This is a genomic window from Kitasatospora sp. NPDC023176 (assembly GCF_055560495.1).
In genome coordinates this window covers 126,491-144,911 of the sequence record NZ_JBVHIP010000009.1, presented here as the reverse complement: position 1 = coordinate 144,911, position 18,421 = coordinate 126,491, and the positions used below count along the sequence as shown (strand labels likewise).

Genomic DNA, 18,421 nt, shown 5'->3' with positions numbered 1-18,421 from the left:
CGGCGGTGTCAGTCCCGTTCGACGGCCAACTCGATCTCCCGGCGGGTCTCGTCGCCCGGCACCGGCACGGACACGCCGGAGTGCTTGAAGCCGGCTCGCACGTACATCGCCTCGGCGCGGGCGTTGGACTCGTGGACGAACAGCCGGACCCGCTGGATCCGGGGCTCGGTGATCGACCAGGAGCACTCCTGGGCGGCCCGGATCAGCTCGTGGGCCAGGCCGGTGCCGCGCGCCTCGGGGCGGACGTAGACGCCGACGATGTGGGTCTGCGGGACGGTGATGACGTCCCCGCCGAGGGCGCCCGCCCCGCCGGGCCGCTCGACCAGCACCGTCATGGTGCCGAGCCAGTGGCCGTCGGCGGCCTCCGCGACGAGTTGGTGCACGGAGTCGCCCTCGGCGGCTCCGGCGGTGCGCTCCTGCCAGAACTCGTCGGGCCTGGCGGCGGCGTTCTCGTGGGTGTCCAGGAAGGCGATGTTCGCGACCGGGTCCCGCAGTGCGGCCAGGCGGATCTCCTTGACCCGCTCCCACTCGTCGGTCCGTACGCGTCTGATGTTGGCGCTCATCACATGATCGTCAGCAGTTCGAACCCTGCGCGCAACCCCATTTCGAGGCCCGCGCACCGCCGTTGACCGATCGTCTACCGGCGACTGGCCTACTGAGGGTCAGAGATCCGTTGACGAACCGGGAGGACCATCATGCTCAGGAGAGCAGTCCGCACAGTGATCGGCGTTGCGGCGGCCCTGCTGCTCGGCGCCGCAGGCGCCTCGGCCCACGCGGCCGCGGCCCCGCCCGCCCCGGTGGCAGCGACGGGCGCGGCGGCGCCCGAGGCCTGCGGGGGCACCGCCATGGGCTGTCTCTGACCTGCCACCTCATGCCGACGGCGGCCTGCCCGGCGATGTCTCACCGCCGGGCAGGCCGCCGTCTCACACGATCACGACCAGCTGCCCGCCCCCATCGGCCGGCGGCGGGATGACGGGGACGAGGATCAGGCGGTCTTCAGGGTGCCGCCGTCGATGACGTGGTCGGCGCCGTGGATGTTGGCGGCGCGGTCGGACAGCAGGAAGGCGACCAGGTCCGCCACCTCCGCAGGCTCCGTGAGGCGCCCCGAGGCGATGCCCATCTGGCCGGGCAGCCCGGCGAGCAGATCGCCGTGGCCCACGCCGGACGCCGAGGCCACCCTGCCGCCGAAGCCGTCCGGGTCGGTCCAGAGCGGGCTGGCGACGACGCCCGGGGAGACGGTGTTCACCCGGACTCCGCGCGGCGCCAACTCCTCACTGAGCCGCTTGCCGAACAGGGTCAGCGCGGCCTTGGCCTCCGCGTAGCCCACCGGCGCGCCGGTGGGCGTACGGGCGTTGACCGAGGAGATGTTGACGATCGCGCCCCCGCGTTCCAGGATGCTCGGCAGCGCAGCCCTGGTGGTCCACACCGCGCTGAACAGGTTGAGGTCGAAGAGCCGCTGCCACTGTTCGTCGTCGGTGTCCAGGAACCCGCCGAGGGACAGTCCGTCCGGGTCGCCCGCGCCGACGTTGTTGACGAGGAAGTCGATCCCGCCGACGGCGGCCAGCGCCTGATCGACGATCGACCGTGCCCCGTCGCGGGTGCTCAGGTCGATGGACACGGCGGCGGCCGCGACCTCCTTCAGCTCGGGAGTGACGGTCCGGGCGGCGCCCACCACCCGGACTCCCTCCGCGGCCAGGGCCTTCGCGATCGCCAGGCCGATACCGCGACTCGCGCCGGTGACCAGCGCGGTCCTTCCGTTGATGCCCAGGTCCATGGGTTCCCCCCTCGTGTTCGAACTCTTGCCGAACGTGTCGGATGACGTTTTCTTGAACTACGCTTTCTTGAACTGCAGGTCCAGAATCGGGGCACAAAGAACCACGGCACGGGGCCGCGTTGTTCAGAGGCCCGCCAGGGCCGTGTCGATGATCCGGACGAGGACCGGCCGGTCGAAGGTCTTGCTCATGACCCGCAGGCCCGCGAGGACGGTCTGGAGGTACAGGGCCTGCTCCCTCGCGTCGACGCCCCGGTCGACGTCCCCGTCCCATCGCCCCCGCTCGATACGGGCGGCGAACAGCTCGACCATCCGCTCCTCCATGCGGTGCACCGCACGGGTGGCCTCCTCGTCCCGCCCGCCGAGTTCGGTGACGGTGTTCTGGGCCAGGCACCCGCGCCGGACCGGTCCGTCCAGGTCCATGTCCACGAGCAGCAGGAAGTACGCGCGGATGCCGTCCTTGGCGGTGCCCGGCCGGGAGAGGAACTCCTCGGTGATCTCCGAACCCATGCGGTCGTAGAGGTCCAACGCCCGGGCGAACAACTGCCGCTTGGAACCGAAGGAGTGGTACAGGCTGCCCTTGGCCACCCCGGTCGCCTCGGCGAGGTCGGCCGGGGAGGTGTCGGTGTAGCCCTTGGTCCAGAAGGTCTCCATCGCCTGCGCGATGACCACGTCCGGTTCGAAGCTCTTCGGCCTGCCCATGCCCCTACCGTAGTGATTATTTGACCTCTAGGTCAACTACTTTGGGGCGGACGGCTCCGGCGAGGCCCCGACCGGCTGGCGGTCGAGGCCTCGCCGGGCCAAGGAGCGTGGCAGCTCTAGAAGTTCGGCTTGAGGAAGCTGCCGTAGGTGTAGGGGCCGTCCGCCAGCCAGCGCGACGCATGCAGCGTCGCCGGGGACGCGGAGCTGCCGTTGAGCTGGAGCTTGGAGTCCAGGTAGTCGTAGTCGAAGCCCACCGTCACGCAGTCGGTCCAGGTGTAGCTGCCGGCGGCGAGCTTGACCGTACTGCTCACCAAGGGGGCCAGGTCGCGCCAGCCCCAGCCGTAGGAACCGGCGGCCAGGGTGAGGGTCCGCGACGTGCACGTCTGCGCCATGGTCGAACTGATGGCCGCGGTACCGGTGTTGTAGACGGTGCTGGCCGCGGACGCGGTGGTGGCGGTGCCGAGGACGCCTGCGGCGGCCACCGCCACTGCGGCTACGGCGATCTTCTTGGCGAACATGTGGAGCCTCCCCGTTGTCGATGAACCGCTTGGAACTCGCGCTGTTCGCACCGGAGTTCGCCTGGCCGCCGACTCTTCCAACGGCATGATGGAACGTCAAGTCCCGTGTGTCACAGAGATTGTGTTGCGCCGCTTTGACTGCGTAGGCGTTGACGGATCTCGGCGGCGAGGTGGCGATGAGCGGGGGTGTACGCAGGAAGTCGGACCGGTCGACTTCCTACGTACAGGCGGGGAGCGACAAGGGCTTCACTGCGGGAAGTGGCCGTCCCGGGAGGGGAGTCGGGGCGCGTGCGGTTTCCGCCAGAAGCAGGAGGACCGGGTTTCGCAGAGCGCGCCGACGAGCGCGGCGAGGAGTTTGATGATCAGGAGTCCGAGCATCGGTCACGGTCGCGCTTGTACTCGCGCAGGAGCGCGAGGAGGTTGATGAGGGTGCTCGCGGGAACGTTGCCGAGGCTGACGAGGCGGCGGCCGGCGAGGTTGCTCTCGCCGGGGTGGGCGGACGGCCAGAGGAGGCCGAACTCGCGACCCTCAGTGCGGAGTTCGATGATCAGCTCGGTGAGCTGGCGACCAGTGAGGTGGAGCAGGGCCGGGTCGGCGGGGCGGATGGGGTGATGGGCGCTCACTCGGCATCGCCGTCCAGCTCGAACCAGACGGTCTTGCCGAGCTCGTGGGGTTCGACGCCCCAACGGTGGGTGAGGCCTTCGACCAGGTGGAGGCCCCGGCCGGACTCGGAGAGGGGGTCCAGCAAGCACCGCGAGGGGAGGGCGGAGGAACGGTCGGAGACGCCGACGCGGAGGGTGCTGTCGCGGATGAGGATGACGACGCCCGGGGAGGGGGTGTCGCCGTGGCACCAGGCGTTGGCGATGAGCTCGACCATGGCGAGCTGGGCGTCGGCGATGAGGGACGGGGGCCAAGCCGCGAGGGTGAGGGCGTCCCGGAGGGTGTCGCGGGAGAGGGTGAGAGAGGGGAGTTGAGGTTGCGCACAGGGTCTCCCAGAGGGGGATGAGTGAGACCGGCGGATGCGTCGCCGTGAACAAGCCCACTGGACTTGGGTGTTCTTCGGTGCCCGAGCGGCGTTACTGACGATCCGTTCGGTGATCGGTGCATCACAGACCGTAGGGCACTCAATAGCAAATTTGCTAGCCAGCTCGGGAAGATATGCCTATCTGCTCGCTGGACTCGCCACGCACAGGCGGTGGATGCTGGAGAGATGCCACCTACCCCAACCGCACGCCGGAAGCGCGTCGGCATCGAGCTGCGGAAGATGAGAGAGGCTGCCGGGCGCTCGGCCGGAGATGCTGCCGCTGTTCTCGGGCTGGACCGCAGCAAGGTCACACTGATCGAACAAGGCACCTACCCGATCAGCGCCGAGCGGGTCCTCGCGCTCGCCGCCGACTACGAGGAGGCGGACTCCGAGTACGTCGACGCCGTCGCCGAGATGGCCGCCGACCGCACCAAGGGCTGGTGGGAAGAACACAGAGGACTCGTGCCGGCCGGAATCCTCGAGATCTCCGAGGTGGAGCACCAGGCCAGCGCGCTGGTCACTTATCAGATCTGCCATGCGCCAGGCCTCATGCAGACCGAGGAGACGGCTCGGGCCATCTTCCGCGAGGTCTATCCACCACTCCGGCCGCTGAATATCGAAGCCCGAGTCGAGAACCGGATGCGACGGGCCGAGCTTCTGACGGGAAGTGATCCGCTTGAATACGAAGCGATTGTCCACGAAGCCGCGCTACGCATGGAGTTCGGCGGAACCACGGTCGCCAGAGCGCAGTTGAAGCAGCTTCTCGTACTCTCGGAAGCTCCCAACGTGACGCTGCGCGTGCTGGAGTTCAAAGCTGGTGGATTCAAGGGCGCAGGTCAGGCCGTGCTGTACGCAAGCGGGCCCGTGCCCCGCCTCGATACAGTTCAGCTGGACTCCGTAGGATCGCCAGCGTTCCTGACCGAGATGAACCAGCTGGAGAACTACCGGAACATCATCGGAGTGATGCGTGATCGCTCGCTCGATCCGTCAGCCTCCCGCGATGCGGTCTTCAGCATCATGAACAGCCTGTGAGGCCCTTGTGGAAGAACTCGCTTGGCACAAACCCAGCGCGTGCGGCGATGGCAACAACTGCCCGGAGGTAGCCATCACTTCCGACGCCGCCCACCTACGCAGCAGCCTGCTGCCCGACGCTACCGCCTCGCTCAAGCACACCGAGTGGCGCAGTCTCACCACCGCAGTTCGTGCCGGCGAGTTCGACATCAAACACCACCCGACAAGGGAAGGTAGCTCGATGAAATACCTCAACTGGAAGCGTCCTGCGGCCTGCGCCGACGCCAACGCCTGCCCCGAGGTGGCAATAGGCCCCGACGCAGTCCTTGTCCGCAGCAGCCTGCTGCCCGACGCCATCGCCCAACTCACCCCCACTGAATGGCGCGACCTCGTCTCCGCCATTCGCAACGGGGAGTTCGACGCCTAACCCCAGCCTCCAGCCGCACCGGCCGGCTCTGTCGGCCGGTGCTTCAATACGTCAATGTCTACCGAGATCGACGACTTCGCCAACAGCATCGGACGCCAGATCCACTCCTACTCCCGTGCCGGCCTCATGACCGCCGACGAGTGGACCCTCATCTCCCGCGCCTACCTCGACCACCTCGGCACCATCCCCCTCTCCACCCCCGAAGCCGAGGCCGTCCTCGCCGACGCCGCCGAAGCCGCAGCCGCCGCGGTCTCCTTCACGGCCTACTACCCCCACGAGCGCTTCCACGTCTTCCTCGACCACGTGAACTTCGGGATGAGCTACGACCTCGCGGCCGAGGCCGACCCCGCCCCCATCAGCGCCCGCCGCTGGATCGACGCCCTCTGCCTCGCGATCCTCACCGACACCTTCGACCGCCACGGCGAGGCCTTCTACTTCACCTGGGAGGGCATGCCCGAGCCCGACGACCTGGCCACCGGCCTCCTCTCCCAGGTCGCCGACGACGACGAGATCGAACTCCCCGCCGACACCGCCGCCAGCCCCGGCCTCCAAGCCCTCCACGCCCTCGACGCCGACGACCGCCCCGCCTTCGACGCCGCCCTCGCCGCCCTCCTCCACCACACCGCCGGCCCCCTCCCGCTCCTCCCCCTCGCGCTCTCCGCCCTCGCCTACCGCGCCCACCAGTGGCTGCCCTCCCCCGACAACAGCCGTCTCCCCCACGCCCTCGTCACCAACTCCTAGCCCCCGGCCCGCCGTCCCGGCACCTGGCCGCCGTCGCGGCTGGGAGATCCGCGCCGAGTCCCGTACCACCCGGCCCGGTTGCTCCGCATTTTGGATCACGGGCGCTGAGCTGCTAATGTTCTTCTCGTCGCGAGGGAGAAGATTCCTCGTCAGGCGTCAGTGGTACTACCAGAGTACGTCCTACTTTCAGTAGGAAGAGTCCGTGCAACCCGGGCCTGGCGCTCCAGAGTCGGACGGGCCCGGCACCTTTCACAGGTGCCGGGCCCGTCCGCGTTTCCGCCCCCGTCCCCGGTCCCACGCCCCCGACCGGCGGACTAGGACCAGCGCCCGATGGCACCCGATCACCGGCCCCCTAGGCTCACACCCACACCCCGCCGCCCCAGGAGCCCGAACCATGCCGGCCGACGCCACCGCGCACATCCGCCTCGCCCGTCCCTCCCGCAACCTCGAAGCAGCCGAGCACTTCTGGGTCTCCGGCCTCGGCCTCGACGTCCTCTACCGGCACACCACGGACGGCACCCCCGGCGAACACTCACTCCTCATGGTCGGCTGGCCCGACGCCGCCTGGCACCTGGAACTCGTCAACGACCCCGCCGCGCCCGTCGAACCGCGCCCCACCGCCGAGGACCTGCTGGTCGTCTACCTCGGCGAACCCGTCGACGACGCCCTGGTCCAGCGGCTGGAACTGCACGGCGGCAGGCGGGTGCCCGCCCACAACCCGTACTGGGACACCTGGGGCGTGACCGTCCAGGACCCGGACGGCTACCTGCTCGTACTCTCCACCCGCGCCTGGTCCGACTCGTAGCAGCCACGGGCCGACTCCGCCACCGACACCGGGAACCATGAGGTCAGGGTACGAAGTCATGTACGACGTGAACTCCGACGCAGCAGCAGCACAGAACCCGCCCGCCCCGCCCCGGATCAACCGCAGGCGGCTGCTGTTGAGCGCCGCCGGAGGCGTGGGCGCACTCGCCCTCGCGGGCGGGGCCCGGTGGTGGGCCGACCGGGAGAACGCCCGCGGCCCCCGGCTCTGGAGCACGACGGCCGCGAGCGGGCGGGTCGTCCTCGCCGACGGCGCCCAGCAGGGCCTCTACGTCTCGGGCTACGACGGCAGCGTGCACGCGCTCGACCCGCGCACCGGCGCCGTCCGCTGGAGCCGGGCCGTCGACGCGCCCGATCCCGTGACCGCGAGCTACGGCGGCCGGCCGTCCGCGGTCGGGGACGGCGTGGTGAGCGTGGCCGCCTCGACTTCCCTGCAGACCCTCGACGCGGCGACCGGGGAAGTCCGCTGGCAGGTACCGGTGTCGGAGTGGCCCGGCCTGCCCTGGGGACAGGGCCCGGTCATCGGGGGCGGCAGCGTGTTCGCGGCCCACGACGGCTCGCTGCACGCCTACGACACGGCCACCGGCGAGCCCCGCTGGAGCAAGCCGTTGGGGTCCTCGGGCTTCCTGGCCCTGGACGGCGACACCGTGTACGCCGTCGGCAAGGAGTTCGGCGCCCGCGCGTTCGACGCGCGCACCGGCGAGCAGCGCTGGGCCCAGGACTCCGTCCTCGGCGCCTACGGCACCCCCGTCGTCCAGCAGGGCGCCGTCCTGCTGATGTACGCCGCCGAGGGCGCCCGCACCACCCAAGTCTGCTCCCTGGACGCGGCCACCGGCCGGGTGCGCTGGCAGCGCCTGCAGCAGGGCTCGACCAACTGCCCGCTGTCGGCCGCGGCCGGGACGGTCTGCTTCCTCAGCGGAACGCGGCTGACCGCGATGGACACCGGGACCGGTGAGCCGCGCTGGACGGCCACCGTGACCGCGGGGCTCGGCCGCGGGGAGAACTCGATGACCGTCGCGGACGGCGTCGCGTACGTCGGCACCAACGACGAGCGGCTGTTCGCCTTCGACCTCGCCACCGGCCGCCCGCGCTGGCAGGACGCACCGGAGGAGCTCCACTCCGACACCGCGTACACCGATGTCTCGCTGGCCGCCGCCGGCCCGACCGTCTACCGCAGCACCCGCAACGGCGTCCACGCCCTCGGCACCCAGGCCTGACCTGCCACCCCGCCGTACGAGCACCCCGCAATACGACGACACCGCCGAGGACGGGGCGGGGCGGGGCGGGCGGGGACGGCGAGGACGGCTGACGGGCCCGCTCCTCACCCCGCCCGGCGCCGCCGCAGTTCCCCGAGCCACTCCCGTACCTGCTCGTCGTCGTGCAGGTACGGGCCTCCGGGACCGGTGGCGAGGTCGATCCCGTAGAGCAAGCCCAGGGCCCAGCGGGAGACTTCGTCCCACTCCAGTCCGTCGTCGAGCAGCCAGCGACCCGCCCAGCGGTCGGCCGCGTCCCGCTCCACCCGGCCCTCGGCCACAGCGGTGAACCACCACTCGATCTCGTCGAGGCCGGGCGGGATGGAGGGGTCGCCTGCGGCGACCGGGTCCGGAGAGAGATCGAGAGCCATATTTCCAGTCTGACGACAGGACTTCGTTACATCCAGAAAACGGCCTGATCGCACCGCTTTCGCATGAAGCACCCGGAAGCGGGTTTTCCGCTCTCGGGAGCCCGGGTAGGGCGGAGATGTTCGCACTCCCACGACCTCCAAGTCCGATGCGGAGGCGAATCCTTGAGACACCTACCGAAGGATTTCGCGATGAACCGGATCATCCGCAACGCCCTCGCCACCGTCGTGACCGCCGGCGCCCTCACCGCCGCCGTCGCGCCCGTCGCCATGGCCGCCGAGCAGACCCAGCCGGTGGCCGGGGTGCAGGCCCAGGTCCGCAACCCGAAGACGGTCAAGGCCGCCGCCTACAACCAGGCCCGCAGCATCCTCGCCCAGGCCGGCAGCCAGACCGCCGCCAAGTCCCACCCGGCCCACGGCACCAGTGACGTCCCCGTCTCGTACGGCACCAGCCTGCTCGCCGCCGCCCGCGACGAGTTCCGCGCCGCCGACAAGAACCTTCCGGCGAAGGACAAGAAGTCCGACATGTCGATCGCGCACTACAACGCCATTCACAGCGCGGCCAAGACCATGGGCATCGACACCTGGTGACCCCTCCGGCCTGACCCGTCCGGCCCGACCCGTCCGGCCTGACCCGTCCCGCACATCCTCCACACGGAGGCCCGGCTCTCCTCCGGAAGACGGAGGGCCGGGCCCTTCGCCGGGAGGAGGACCGTCCCCGGTACCCGGTGCGAGCGTGACGCCATGACCACAACCCGCCCCGCCCGCCGCCGAATCGGCGCCACCCTCCGCACCGCGACCGTCCTGGCCGCCGTCTCGCTCTCCACCCTCGCACCCAGCGCGGTCGCCGCCCCCTCCGCCGACCAGCCCCGGGCAGCCACCGACTTACAGCCCGAACTGAACGCCCTCGTCGCCCAGGGCACCAGCACCGCCGCCCTCGCCGAAGTCCGCGACCACGGGCAGGCCGTCTGGCGCGGCGCGGCTGGTACCGCCGACCTGGCCACCGGCCGGCCCGCCCCCGCCGACGGGCGGTTCCGGATCGCCAGCGTCACCAAGACCTTCGTCGCGACCGTCACCCTCCAACTCGTCGGAGAAGGTCGGATCCGGCTCGACGACCCGATCGAGCACTACCTGCCCGGCGCCGTACCCAACGGCGGCAACATCACCGTGCGCCAACTCCTCAACCACACCAGCGGACTGGGGAACTACCTCGACGACCCGCAGGTGCGCGACAACACCGAAGCCGGCAACCGGCAGTTCCTCGCCACCGGCCGCTGGATCGAATACACGCCGGAACAGCTCCTCGCCATCGGCGCCGCCGTACCCCCGTACTTCGCCCCCGGCCAGGGCTGGCACTACTCCAACACCAACTACGTCGTCATCGGCATGCTCATCAAGCAGACCACCGGGCACAGCTGGCGCGAGGAAGTGCAGAACCGCATCCTCCGACCCCTCGGACTGCGCCACACCACCCTGCCCACCACCTCCACCACCATCCCCGGCCCGCACGCGCACGGCTACTTCGCGTTCCCCGAGGGGCCGGGGGACGTCACCCGGCTCTCCCCCACCATCGGCGACGCGGCCGGCGCCGCCATCTCCACCACCGACGACCTCACCCGCTTCCACGCGGCCCTCTTCGGCGGCCACCTGCTCGCCCCCGCCCAACTCGACGAGATGACCACCACCGTCCCCGTCCCCCAGGCGCCCGACCACGCTCAGTACGGGCTCGGCGTCGTCCGCTACGAACTCTCCTGCGGCCAGGTCTGGGGCAACACCGGCGAGATCCCCGGCTACTCCACCGGCCTGTTCGGGACGCGCGACGGCAGCCGCCAGTACGCGCTGTCCTACACCGAGTACGACAAGAGCGACCCGGACAAGTCTGCCGGGCTCTACCGGGCCTTCGAGGAGAAAGCCCTCTGCGGCTCCCCGGCCGCCTCGGGCTGACCCCCACGACTTCCGGGGCCCGCGATCCCCGGACCCGCGACTCCCAGGACCCGCGACTCCCCGGACCCCGCGCGCTCAGGCCTCCTGGGCGCGCGGATCCCCGTCGGCGGAGCGGTCCGCGCCCTCACCCTCGCGCGGGTCCATGCCCCGGCCCGCACGGTTGAACGCCTGGTGGAACGCCCGGCGGAGCGGCGCCGCGGTGGTGAACACGAACAGCCCGAACAGGGTCATCGCCGGCAGCCCGACCACCCCCTGGAGGTAGTCCAGCGGATGGCGCACGAACCCGTCCCAGTTCTCCCACCAGTTCGCGGTCAGGTCGGCCACCATGACGGCCGCACCGAGCGACGGCCCCGCCGGACGGCCTCGGGTCACCAGCACGGCGGCCAGCGGATCGAGCACCAGCAGGGCGTGGAACAGCACCTGGCTCGGCAACGGCCAAGCCCCGTACGCGTGCAGCCCCCCGGTCAGCAGATCGAAGGCATGCACCCCCGCGCCCTCGACGAACCCGATCACCCACACCGCCGCCACCCACCACACCCAGCGCGGCCGCGCTCCCCACCCCCCACGGATCCCCTGTGTCACCGGGCCAGCCTAGAGGGGCTGTTGATCACCACCGGACCCTAGGGCCGGTCTTCGACGATCTCCTGTGCGGGGAGCACCCGGGGCTCGCTCAGGCTGCCGTCGGGGAGGACGTCGAAGACGGTGCGCTTCTCGCGGCCGGTCACGGTGATCTCGTCGGGCCCGGTCCAGTCGATGCGGACGAAGTCGCCGCCCCTGGTGTTCCAGGTGCCCATGCTCCAGTGGCGGGCGGACCAGCCACTGCCGGCCTCCAACTCCACCTGGTAGACCGGGTCGATCGAGAAGGCGACGTTGGTGACGGTCAGCACCCGGTCCGGGCGGTTCGGGCTGACGAAACGATCCTCCCGGCCTCCGTGGCCGCTGAACAGGAAGGACAGGGCCAGGATCGGCACCCCGGCGAAGACCAGCGGTGCCAGCAGGGCCGCGTAGCCGATCTGCGAGAACCGGGTGCGGAACTCCAGCCCGGTCACCAGCGAGACCACGGTCAGCACCACCGCGGAACCGATCAGCAGGACCGGACGGTTGAGCCAGTGCTCGACCACCACCAGCCCGCCCGAGCGGGAGGCGTGCCAGCCCGGCAGGTACACCAGCAGTGCCGCGAGCGCCGCACCCCTGAGCCCCCACGCGATCTGCCAGCGGCGTCTCGCCGTCATCCGTCCCCCCGGGCCGTCTTTTGCCGACCTTTGCGCGGACTTTACTACAGGGGCCCGCCGGGCCGGGGGCGGTGGCTAGCGGGGTGTGACCGTGGGGCTGCCCCGGCGGCCGTCCGGGGCCATGGTGATGGCCCTGACCTCGTGTGCCGTGGCCACGGTGGAGCTTGCGCTGCCCCGAGTGGGTCTCGTCGTCGAGCAGCCAGGACCGGATCGCGCCGATCGCCGGGGCGACGACGACGGGCACCAGGACGAGCGCGAGGCCGAGTTGCGCGAACCGCCCGCGGGAGCCCGTCCCGGTCACCGCCGAGACCACGAGCAGCACCACCACCGGACCGAGCAGGAGCACCGGGCGGTTGAGTCGGTGCTCGACCACCACCGGCCCGCCCGAGCGGGAGGCGTACCAGCCCGCCGCGTACGCCACGAGCGCAGCCAGTGCTGTGGGCCCGAGCCCCCGCGCGATCCAGTTGTCACGCGTCGTCACCGTCCGCCCCCCAATTGCTCTTTGCCCATTCTTGGCGCGGACTTTACGACGGCGACGCCGGTGCGGCCCGGGTGGCAGGTCTCCCCGCCATCCGCGCCGCACCGGCTCCTACCGGCCGTACCCCCGTCACCGCCGGTAGAAGATGCTCCGCGACCAGAAGTAGCCGATCAGCGTCAGGCCGGCGCACCAGGCGAGGGCGCTCCAGGCGGACGTGGCGCTGATGCCGGTGCCCATCAGCAGGCCGCGCAGGGTCTCGATGATCGGGGTGAAGGGCTGGTACTCGGCGAACCAGCGGAGCCCGGTCGGCATGGAGTCGGTCGGGACGATGGCGCTGCCGATGAAGGGCAGGAACTGCAGCGGCATCGGCATGTTGCTGGCGCTCTCGACGGTCTTGGCGACCAGGCCGATGCCGGCCGAGATCCAGGTCAGGGCGACGGTGACGAAGAGCAGCAGGCCGCTCGCCGCCAGCCATTCGACCGGGCCGGCGGTGGGCCGGAAGCCCATCGCCAGGGCCGCACCGACCACCAGGACCAGTCCGATCATGGTCTGGATGACGCTGCCGACCACGTGCCCGGCCAGGAAGGCGGAGCGCGATATCGCCATCGTGCGGAAGCGGTTGACGATGCCTTCGGTCATGTCGGTGCAGATGCCGATCGCGGTGACCAGCGATCCGGAGGTGGCCGCCATCAGCACGATGCCGGGCGCCACGTAGTCGATGTAGCTGCCGCCGCCGATGCCGGCTCCGAGCGCGCTGCCGTAGGCGTAGTTGAACAGCAGCAGCATCATCACCGGCATCACCACGACCGCGAAGGTCAGGGAGGGGTACCGCAGTGCGTGCTTGAGGTTCCGGCGGAGCATCGTCAGCGCGTCGCTGAGTGCGTAGCCGGCCGTTCCGGTGGCCGTGCTCATCGTGCACCCTCTCCGGTGAGTTGCAGGAAGACGTCGTCCAGGTCGGCCGTCTCGACGACCAGTGACTCGGCCCGTACGGAGGCGTTGTCGAGGACGTCCAGCACGGCCTTCACGGTGAGCACGGAGTTGTCCGCCGGGATGTCCAGCCGCAGGGCCTCGGTGTCGGCGGTGGCGTACTCGAACAGCGCAGCCGCGGTGCCCAGTTGGCCGGCGTCCGCGAACTGGAGCCGGATCCGCCCGCCGGGGACGATCCGCTTCAGCTCCTCGGCGGTGCCCTCGGCGACGATCCGGCCGCCGTCCAGGACGGCTATCCGGTCGGCGAGTTGGTCGGCCTCCTCCAGGTACTGGGTGGTGAGGAAGATCGTCACCCCGTGGTCGGCGACCAGCCCCCGGATGATCTCCCACATGGTGCGCCGACTGCGCGGGTCCAGCCCGGTGGTGGGCTCGTCCAGGAAGATCACCTCGGGGTCGCCGACCAGGGTCATCGCCAGGTCGAGCTTGCGCCGCATGCCGCCGGAGAAGGTGACGACGGGCTTGCGCGCGGCCTCGGTGAGGTCGAAGCGCCGCAGCAGGCCCTCGGCCCGCCTCCGCCCCTCCCGACGGCGGAGGTGGTTGAGGTCGGCCATCAGCAGCAGGTTCTCCTCGGCGGTGAGGAGGTTGTCCACCGCCGAGAACTGGCCGGTCACCCCGATCGCCTTGCGCACCCCCTCGGCCTGGCGGGCCACGTCGTGGCCCGCCACCCGGGCCGAGCCGCCGTCGGCGGGGATCAGGGTGGAGAGGATCTCCACCGTGGTGGTCTTGCCGGCGCCGTTCGGCCCGAGCAGGGCGAACACGCTGCCGGCCGGGATGGACAGGTCGATGCCCCGGAGCACCGCCTTGTCCCCGTAGCTCTTGGTCAGCCCGACCGTCGAGATCGCCGCCGAGGTCGCCGCAGCCGTCGTCGCGGCCGCTGCCGTGGTCGCCGCCATCAGGCCCTCCGGACGAGGATGCTGCCGACCTGGGTGGTGCCGCGGACCTCGACCGTCTCCCGGGCGTCGCCCGGACCGTCCGCCGGGCCGAGGGCGTTGCGGACGGCGCCGAACTTGCTGTGCACGTCGAGCCAGGCCGCTGTGCCCTCGGCGATGCCGATCTCGATGTCCCCCACGCCGGCCTGCAGGCCGACCTTGCCCCGGACGACCTGGCCGAGCCGGATGTGGCCGTTCGCCGTCCTGACGTCGACGTCCCCCTCGGCGAGGCCGATGTGGATCCGGCCGTTGGAGGAGTTGGCCGTCAGCTCGCCGCGGACCTCGTCGATCTCGGTGTCGCCGTTACTGTTCTTGACCGTCAGCCGGCCGCCGACGGAGCCGACCTCGATCCGGCCGGAGCCGGTGACCTCGGCGCCGCCGGTGACGGTGCCGACCCGGATGTCGCCCATGTCGGTCTTGAGCCGGGCGCTCGCGGCCCGGTCGAGCTGGATCCGGCCCATGGAGGTCTTGATCCGGCAGTCGCCGAGCGGGCCCTCGGTGACGAAGTCCGCCATCGGGGAGTCGGCGTGCACCTCGGAGCCGGCGGGCAGCTCGACCGTGACGTCGATCGAGCCCTTCTTGCTGGAGAACACGGTGCGCTGCTTGGGGCCCTTGAGGGTGAGCCGGCCGCCGGACAAGTCGACCTGGGTGAGCTCGGCCGCCTTGACGTCCGCGTCCCTGCTGGCGCTGGTGGGCCGGACCTCGACCACGGTGTCGGTGCGCTTGCTCGCCCGGATCCAGACCGAGCCGATCTCGAACTCGATCGAGACGGAGATCTGTCCGTCAGTCTCGTACGTAGGCATGGCTGTCCCGTCCTCTTGACTCGTGTGGGTGTTCCCGCTGGTCGGAGCGGGGGTGACGTTGCAGGGGCAGAAGGTCGGATGGTGCGGAGGCGTCAGTGGACCCAGCCGGTGAAGCCCTGGCCGCCGACGCCGCGCGTGGTACGGACGCCGAGGTCGGCCGCCGGGCGGGCGGCAGGCTGTCCGCCGTCCAGCGCGCCGGCGACGGCCCGGACCAGCCAGGCGTTGAGGGAGAGGCCCTCCTGTCCGGCGGCCTCCTCCGCCCTGGCCTTGAGGTGCGCGGGCAGGCGCAGGTTGATCCGGGCGGTGCCCGTCTCGTCCGACTCCGGCGCCACCCCCGGCGTCACCGGTGGCACTATCGGCGGCACCACCGATGGCATCACGCCCGGCACCACGCCCGGCGCCACCGCCGGCGCGTCGCCGTGGAAGGCGCCGGAGCCGGGCGGCGCCGTCACCACGAACTCGGGATCGAGGCCGCGCAGGCGTACGTCCACCGAGCCCGGGGCGAGGTCACGGGTGACTTCGCCCATGGCGGCCGAAAGGGCGTTGAGCAGAGTGAGTCGCACGGCCGACTCCAGCGGGAGCGTCAGCCGATCGGCCAGCGCCCGCGCTTCGTCCCCACCGGTGGCGGCGGCCACCGCGAGCTCGTTCCGGAGGTTGTCGACGTACGGCGTGAGGTCCATGGCTAGAGCATGGCACAGCAGTGGTGCCATGTCGAGCCATTTGTGGCACCACTGTGGCACCATCACCCGAAGGGGTCAGGCGCCACAACGGAACCGCCCCGCCGACCGGAGGTCGACGGGGCGGTTCACCAGCGGGAACGCCGGCAGCGGGACACCCGCGGGAACGTCAGCGCAGCTGCTGCCAGCCCGCCAGGTAGGAGTCGATCTCGCCGACCAGCCGGGCCTTGCCCGGCCGCTCCAGGAACGAGGCCTCGACCGCGTTGCGCGCCAGCGCCGCCACCCCGGTCTCGTCCAGCCCCAGCAGCCGCGCCGCCACCGCGTACTCGGTGTTGAGGTCGGTGCCGAACATCGGCGGGTCGTCGCTGTTGACCGTCACCAGCAGCCCGGCCTCGACCATCCGCTTGATCGGGTGGTCCTCGATCCGGCCCACCGCCCGGGTGGCGATGTTGGAGGTCGGGCAGACCTCCAGCGGGATGCGGTGCTCGCCCAGGTGGTCGAGCAGCGCCGGGTCCTTCACCGCCTGGGTGCCGTGCCCGATGCGCTCGGCGCCGAGCTCGCGGATGGCGTCCCAGACCGTCTCCGGCCCGGTGGTCTCGCCGGCGTGCGGGACGGAGCGCAGGCCGGCCGCCCGGGCCCGGTCGAAGTACGGCTTGAACTGCGGCCGCGGCACGCCGATCTCGGGGCCGCCCAGGCCGAAGCTGACCAGGCCCTCGGGGGCGAGGTCGGTGGCCAGCCGGGCGGTGATCTCGGCCGCCTCCAGGCCCGCCTCGCCGGGGATGTCGAAGCACCAGCGCAGCACCACGCCGAGGTCCTTCTCGGCGCGCAGCCGGGCGTCCTCGATCGCCTCCATGAAGGCCACGTCGGGGATGCCGCGCTTGACCGAGGAGTGCGGCGTGAGGGTCAGCTCGGCGTAGCGGATGTTCTGCCGGGCCATGTCCTCGGCCACGCCGTAGGTGAGCGCGCGGACGTCCTCGGCGTCGCGGATCAGGTCCACCACGCTCAGGTAGACCTCGATGAAGTGCGCGAAGTCGGTGAAGGTGAAGTACTCGGCGAGCGCCGTCGGGTCCGTCGGCACCGCGGACTTGCCGGCGTACCGCCCGGCCAGGTCGGCGACGACGCGCGGCGAGGCCGAGCCGACGTGGTGGACGTGCAGCTCCGCCTTGGGCATCCCGGCGATGAACGCCTCGATGCTCCGGTCGGCGGTGCCGCCGGGGGTGCTGCCAGTGGGGTTTCCGATCCGACTTCCGTCCGGCTGGACCACGGTGGTTCCCTTCTCCTTCTGCTTCTGCGCCGCGCCTTCCGGGCCGCGCCTCCTGCGCCGCACCTTCCGGGCCGCGCCTTCGACGCTGCGCCTTCTACGCGCGTATCGCGAACGTCGGCCCAGGATAGGCGCAAAGCCGGGCGGCCGGTGGGTGATCAGCCCCCGAGCGCGACCGCCACGGTGTGGATCAGCAGCCCGGCCAGCGCCCCGACCACGGTGCCGTTGATCCGGATGAACTGGAGGTCCCGGCCGACGTTGGCCTCGATCTTGCGCGAGGCGTCGTCGGCGTCCCAGCCCGCCACCGTCTCCGAGATCAGCGAGGTGATCTCGGCCCGGTAGGTGTCGACCAGGTACTGGGCGGCGTCCTGCAGCCAGCCGTCCACCTTGGCCTGCAGCTTGGTGTCGGTGGCCAGGCGCTCGCCGAAGCCGTGCACGCCGTCGCGGATGCGCCGGCGCAGTTCGCTGTCCTCGTCCTCGGCCGCGCCCATCACCAGGGTGCGCACGGCCGCCCAGGTGGAGTTGATCAGGTCCTGCACCTCGGGGCGGGCCAGCAGCTCGCCCTTGGCCCGCTCGACCCGGGCGATGGTCTCCGGGTCGGTCTGCAGCTCGGTGGCGAAGTCGGCGAGGAAGTTGTCGATCGCGCCGCGGGCCGGGTGCTCGGGGTCGTCCCGGATGTCGGTGACGAAGCGCAACAGCTCCTTGTAGACCCGCTCGCCGACCTGCTGGTCGAGGAACCGCGGGGTCCAGCCCGGGGTCTTCTGGGTGACCTTGCGGACCACGTCCTCGTGGTTGGCGGTCAGCCAGCCGTGTGCCCGGACGGTGACCAGGTCCACCACCCCGTGGTGCCCGCCGTCCGCGACCACCTTGCCCAGCATCCGGCCCATCGGCTCGGCCACCGAGGTGGCGGCGGCCCGCCTGGTCACCGCCTCGGCGACCACCGCCCGCACGTCGTCGTCGCGCAGCACCGCGAGCAGCCCGCGCAGCGCCGCCGAGGCCTCCTTGGTGACCCGCTCGGCGCTGCCCGGCGTGGCCAGCCACTCCCCCAGCCGACGGCCGACGCCGAGCGCGGCGAGCCGGCCGCGCACCACGTGGCCGGCCAGGAAGTTGTCGCCGACGAACTCGCCGAGCGAGCGCCCGAACGCGTCCTTCTTGGTCGGGATGATCGCGGTGTGCGGGATCGGCAGGCCGAACGGACGGCGGAACAGGGCCGTCACGGCGAACCAGTCCGCCAGCGCGCCGACCATGCCCGCCTCGGCGGCGGCCGCCACGTACCCGGCCCAGGCGCCGGCGCCGGCCGCCTTGGCCCAGGTCGCGAGGGCGAAGACCAGGGTCGCGAAGGCCAGCAGGCCGGTCGCGATGGTCTTCATCCGGCGGACGCCGTGTCTCTTCTGCTCGTCGGCCGCGGTGAACCGGACCCCGGGGCCGGTCCCGCTGAAGGCTTCGTCACTCACCCCGCCAGTCTGCCCGGTG

At 71.3% G+C, this 18,421-nt stretch carries 24 protein-coding genes; 8 read left to right on the top strand and 16 right to left on the bottom strand.

Features of this window, described 5'->3' with window-relative positions:
• Window positions 1-8 precede the first annotated feature (8 nt).
• A complete protein-coding gene (locus ACZ3YL_RS15720; RefSeq protein WP_465657748.1) occupies window positions 9-563 on the bottom strand; it encodes a GNAT family N-acetyltransferase in 555 nt (184 codons plus the stop codon).
• A gap of 132 nt (window positions 564-695) precedes the next feature.
• Here ACZ3YL_RS15720 and ACZ3YL_RS15715 point away from each other — a divergent pair, with 132 nt between their 5' ends.
• Entirely contained in the window at window positions 696-860 is a 165-nt protein-coding gene (locus tag ACZ3YL_RS15715; RefSeq protein WP_188306375.1) for a hypothetical protein, read from the top strand.
• Between the two features lie 125 nt (window positions 861-985).
• Here the strand turns inward: ACZ3YL_RS15715 and ACZ3YL_RS15710 are convergent, their stop codons facing one another.
• The 6 genes from ACZ3YL_RS15710 to ACZ3YL_RS15685 form a co-directional block, all read right to left on the bottom strand.
• Window positions 986-1,774, bottom strand: a complete 789-nt coding sequence (locus ACZ3YL_RS15710; RefSeq protein WP_465657745.1) for an SDR family oxidoreductase — start codon at window positions 1,772-1,774, stop codon at window positions 986-988.
• A 123-nt stretch (window positions 1,775-1,897) separates the two neighbouring features.
• A complete protein-coding gene (locus ACZ3YL_RS15705) occupies window positions 1,898-2,473 on the bottom strand; it encodes a TetR/AcrR family transcriptional regulator (RefSeq protein WP_465657744.1) in 576 nt (191 codons plus the stop codon).
• 116 nt (window positions 2,474-2,589) lie between these two features.
• Complete coding sequence (locus ACZ3YL_RS15700; RefSeq protein WP_465657743.1) at window positions 2,590-2,991, bottom strand: hypothetical protein; 402 nt, start codon at window positions 2,989-2,991, stop codon at window positions 2,590-2,592.
• A gap of 246 nt (window positions 2,992-3,237) precedes the next feature.
• A complete protein-coding gene (locus tag ACZ3YL_RS15695; RefSeq protein ID WP_465657741.1) occupies window positions 3,238-3,369 on the bottom strand; it encodes a hypothetical protein in 132 nt (43 codons plus the stop codon).
• A complete protein-coding gene (locus ACZ3YL_RS15690; RefSeq protein WP_188306379.1) occupies window positions 3,354-3,614 on the bottom strand; it encodes a hypothetical protein in 261 nt (86 codons plus the stop codon). The genes ACZ3YL_RS15695 and ACZ3YL_RS15690 overlap by 16 nt, the downstream gene beginning before the upstream one ends.
• The gene (locus ACZ3YL_RS15685) at window positions 3,611-4,012 is read right to left on the bottom strand and encodes an ATP-binding protein (protein ID WP_465657869.1); all 402 of its coding nucleotides are present in this window, start codon (window positions 4,010-4,012) and stop codon (window positions 3,611-3,613) included. Before ACZ3YL_RS15685 ends, ACZ3YL_RS15690 begins: the two co-directional genes overlap by 4 nt.
• Window positions 4,013-4,201: 189 nt before the next feature.
• On the opposite strand from ACZ3YL_RS15685, the gene ACZ3YL_RS15680 reads away from it, so the two are divergent.
• From ACZ3YL_RS15680 to ACZ3YL_RS15660, 5 genes are all read left to right on the top strand, one after another.
• Entirely contained in the window at window positions 4,202-5,047 is an 846-nt protein-coding gene (locus ACZ3YL_RS15680; protein ID WP_465657867.1) for a helix-turn-helix domain-containing protein, read from the top strand.
• Window positions 5,048-5,054: 7 nt separating this feature from the next.
• Entirely contained in the window at window positions 5,055-5,453 is a 399-nt protein-coding gene (locus ACZ3YL_RS15675) for a DUF397 domain-containing protein (RefSeq protein ID WP_465657740.1), read from the top strand.
• A gap of 54 nt (window positions 5,454-5,507) precedes the next feature.
• A complete protein-coding gene (locus ACZ3YL_RS15670; protein ID WP_465657738.1) occupies window positions 5,508-6,194 on the top strand; it encodes an Imm49 family immunity protein in 687 nt (228 codons plus the stop codon).
• A 394-nt stretch (window positions 6,195-6,588) separates the two neighbouring features.
• Window positions 6,589-6,999, top strand: coding sequence for a VOC family protein (locus ACZ3YL_RS15665; RefSeq protein ID WP_188306384.1), 411 nt, complete (start codon window positions 6,589-6,591; stop codon window positions 6,997-6,999).
• 58 nt (window positions 7,000-7,057) lie between these two features.
• Entirely contained in the window at window positions 7,058-8,233 is a 1,176-nt protein-coding gene (locus ACZ3YL_RS15660; RefSeq protein ID WP_465657736.1) for a PQQ-binding-like beta-propeller repeat protein, read from the top strand.
• A gap of 104 nt (window positions 8,234-8,337) precedes the next feature.
• Here ACZ3YL_RS15660 and ACZ3YL_RS15655 read toward each other — a convergent pair whose 3' ends face one another.
• A complete protein-coding gene (locus ACZ3YL_RS15655) occupies window positions 8,338-8,640 on the bottom strand; it encodes a hypothetical protein (RefSeq protein ID WP_188306386.1) in 303 nt (100 codons plus the stop codon).
• Window positions 8,641-8,829: 189 nt separating this feature from the next.
• On the opposite strand from ACZ3YL_RS15655, the gene ACZ3YL_RS15650 reads away from it, so the two are divergent.
• Window positions 8,830-9,228, top strand: coding sequence for a hypothetical protein (locus ACZ3YL_RS15650; protein ID WP_262986038.1), 399 nt, complete (start codon window positions 8,830-8,832; stop codon window positions 9,226-9,228).
• A 153-nt stretch (window positions 9,229-9,381) separates the two neighbouring features.
• The gene (locus tag ACZ3YL_RS15645; protein ID WP_188306387.1) at window positions 9,382-10,581 is read left to right on the top strand and encodes a serine hydrolase domain-containing protein; all 1,200 of its coding nucleotides are present in this window, start codon (window positions 9,382-9,384) and stop codon (window positions 10,579-10,581) included.
• 75 nt (window positions 10,582-10,656) lie between these two features.
• On the opposite strand, the gene ACZ3YL_RS15640 is transcribed toward ACZ3YL_RS15645, so the two are convergent.
• The 8 genes from ACZ3YL_RS15640 to ACZ3YL_RS15605 all read right to left on the bottom strand — a co-directional run bounded on the left by ACZ3YL_RS15640 (window position 10,657) and on the right by ACZ3YL_RS15605 (window position 18,402).
• Entirely contained in the window at window positions 10,657-11,163 is a 507-nt protein-coding gene (locus ACZ3YL_RS15640) for a hypothetical protein (RefSeq protein WP_465657735.1), read from the bottom strand.
• A gap of 38 nt (window positions 11,164-11,201) precedes the next feature.
• Window positions 11,202-11,813, bottom strand: coding sequence for a hypothetical protein (locus tag ACZ3YL_RS15635; protein WP_465657733.1), 612 nt, complete (start codon window positions 11,811-11,813; stop codon window positions 11,202-11,204).
• A 607-nt stretch (window positions 11,814-12,420) separates the two neighbouring features.
• A complete protein-coding gene (locus tag ACZ3YL_RS15630) occupies window positions 12,421-13,203 on the bottom strand; it encodes an ABC transporter permease (RefSeq protein WP_465657731.1) in 783 nt (260 codons plus the stop codon).
• On the bottom strand, window positions 13,200-14,171 hold the full coding sequence (locus ACZ3YL_RS15625; protein ID WP_465657728.1) for an ATP-binding cassette domain-containing protein: 972 nt from the start codon (window positions 14,169-14,171) through the stop codon (window positions 13,200-13,202). The genes ACZ3YL_RS15630 and ACZ3YL_RS15625 overlap by 4 nt, the downstream gene beginning before the upstream one ends.
• Window positions 14,171-15,010, bottom strand: coding sequence for a DUF4097 family beta strand repeat-containing protein (locus tag ACZ3YL_RS15620; protein WP_188306393.1), 840 nt, complete (start codon window positions 15,008-15,010; stop codon window positions 14,171-14,173). Before ACZ3YL_RS15620 ends, ACZ3YL_RS15625 begins: the two co-directional genes overlap by 1 nt.
• Window positions 15,011-15,102: 92 nt before the next feature.
• Window positions 15,103-15,690 (bottom strand): toxin-antitoxin system HicB family antitoxin, encoded by a 588-nt coding sequence (locus ACZ3YL_RS15615; protein WP_465657726.1) that lies wholly within the window; start codon window positions 15,688-15,690, stop codon window positions 15,103-15,105.
• 166 nt (window positions 15,691-15,856) lie between these two features.
• A complete protein-coding gene (locus ACZ3YL_RS15610) occupies window positions 15,857-16,879 on the bottom strand; it encodes an adenosine deaminase (RefSeq protein WP_465657865.1) in 1,023 nt (340 codons plus the stop codon).
• 227 nt (window positions 16,880-17,106) lie between these two features.
• Window positions 17,107-18,402, bottom strand: coding sequence for a DUF445 domain-containing protein (locus tag ACZ3YL_RS15605; RefSeq protein WP_317621194.1), 1,296 nt, complete (start codon window positions 18,400-18,402; stop codon window positions 17,107-17,109).
• Between the last annotated feature and the right edge of the window lie 19 nt (window positions 18,403-18,421).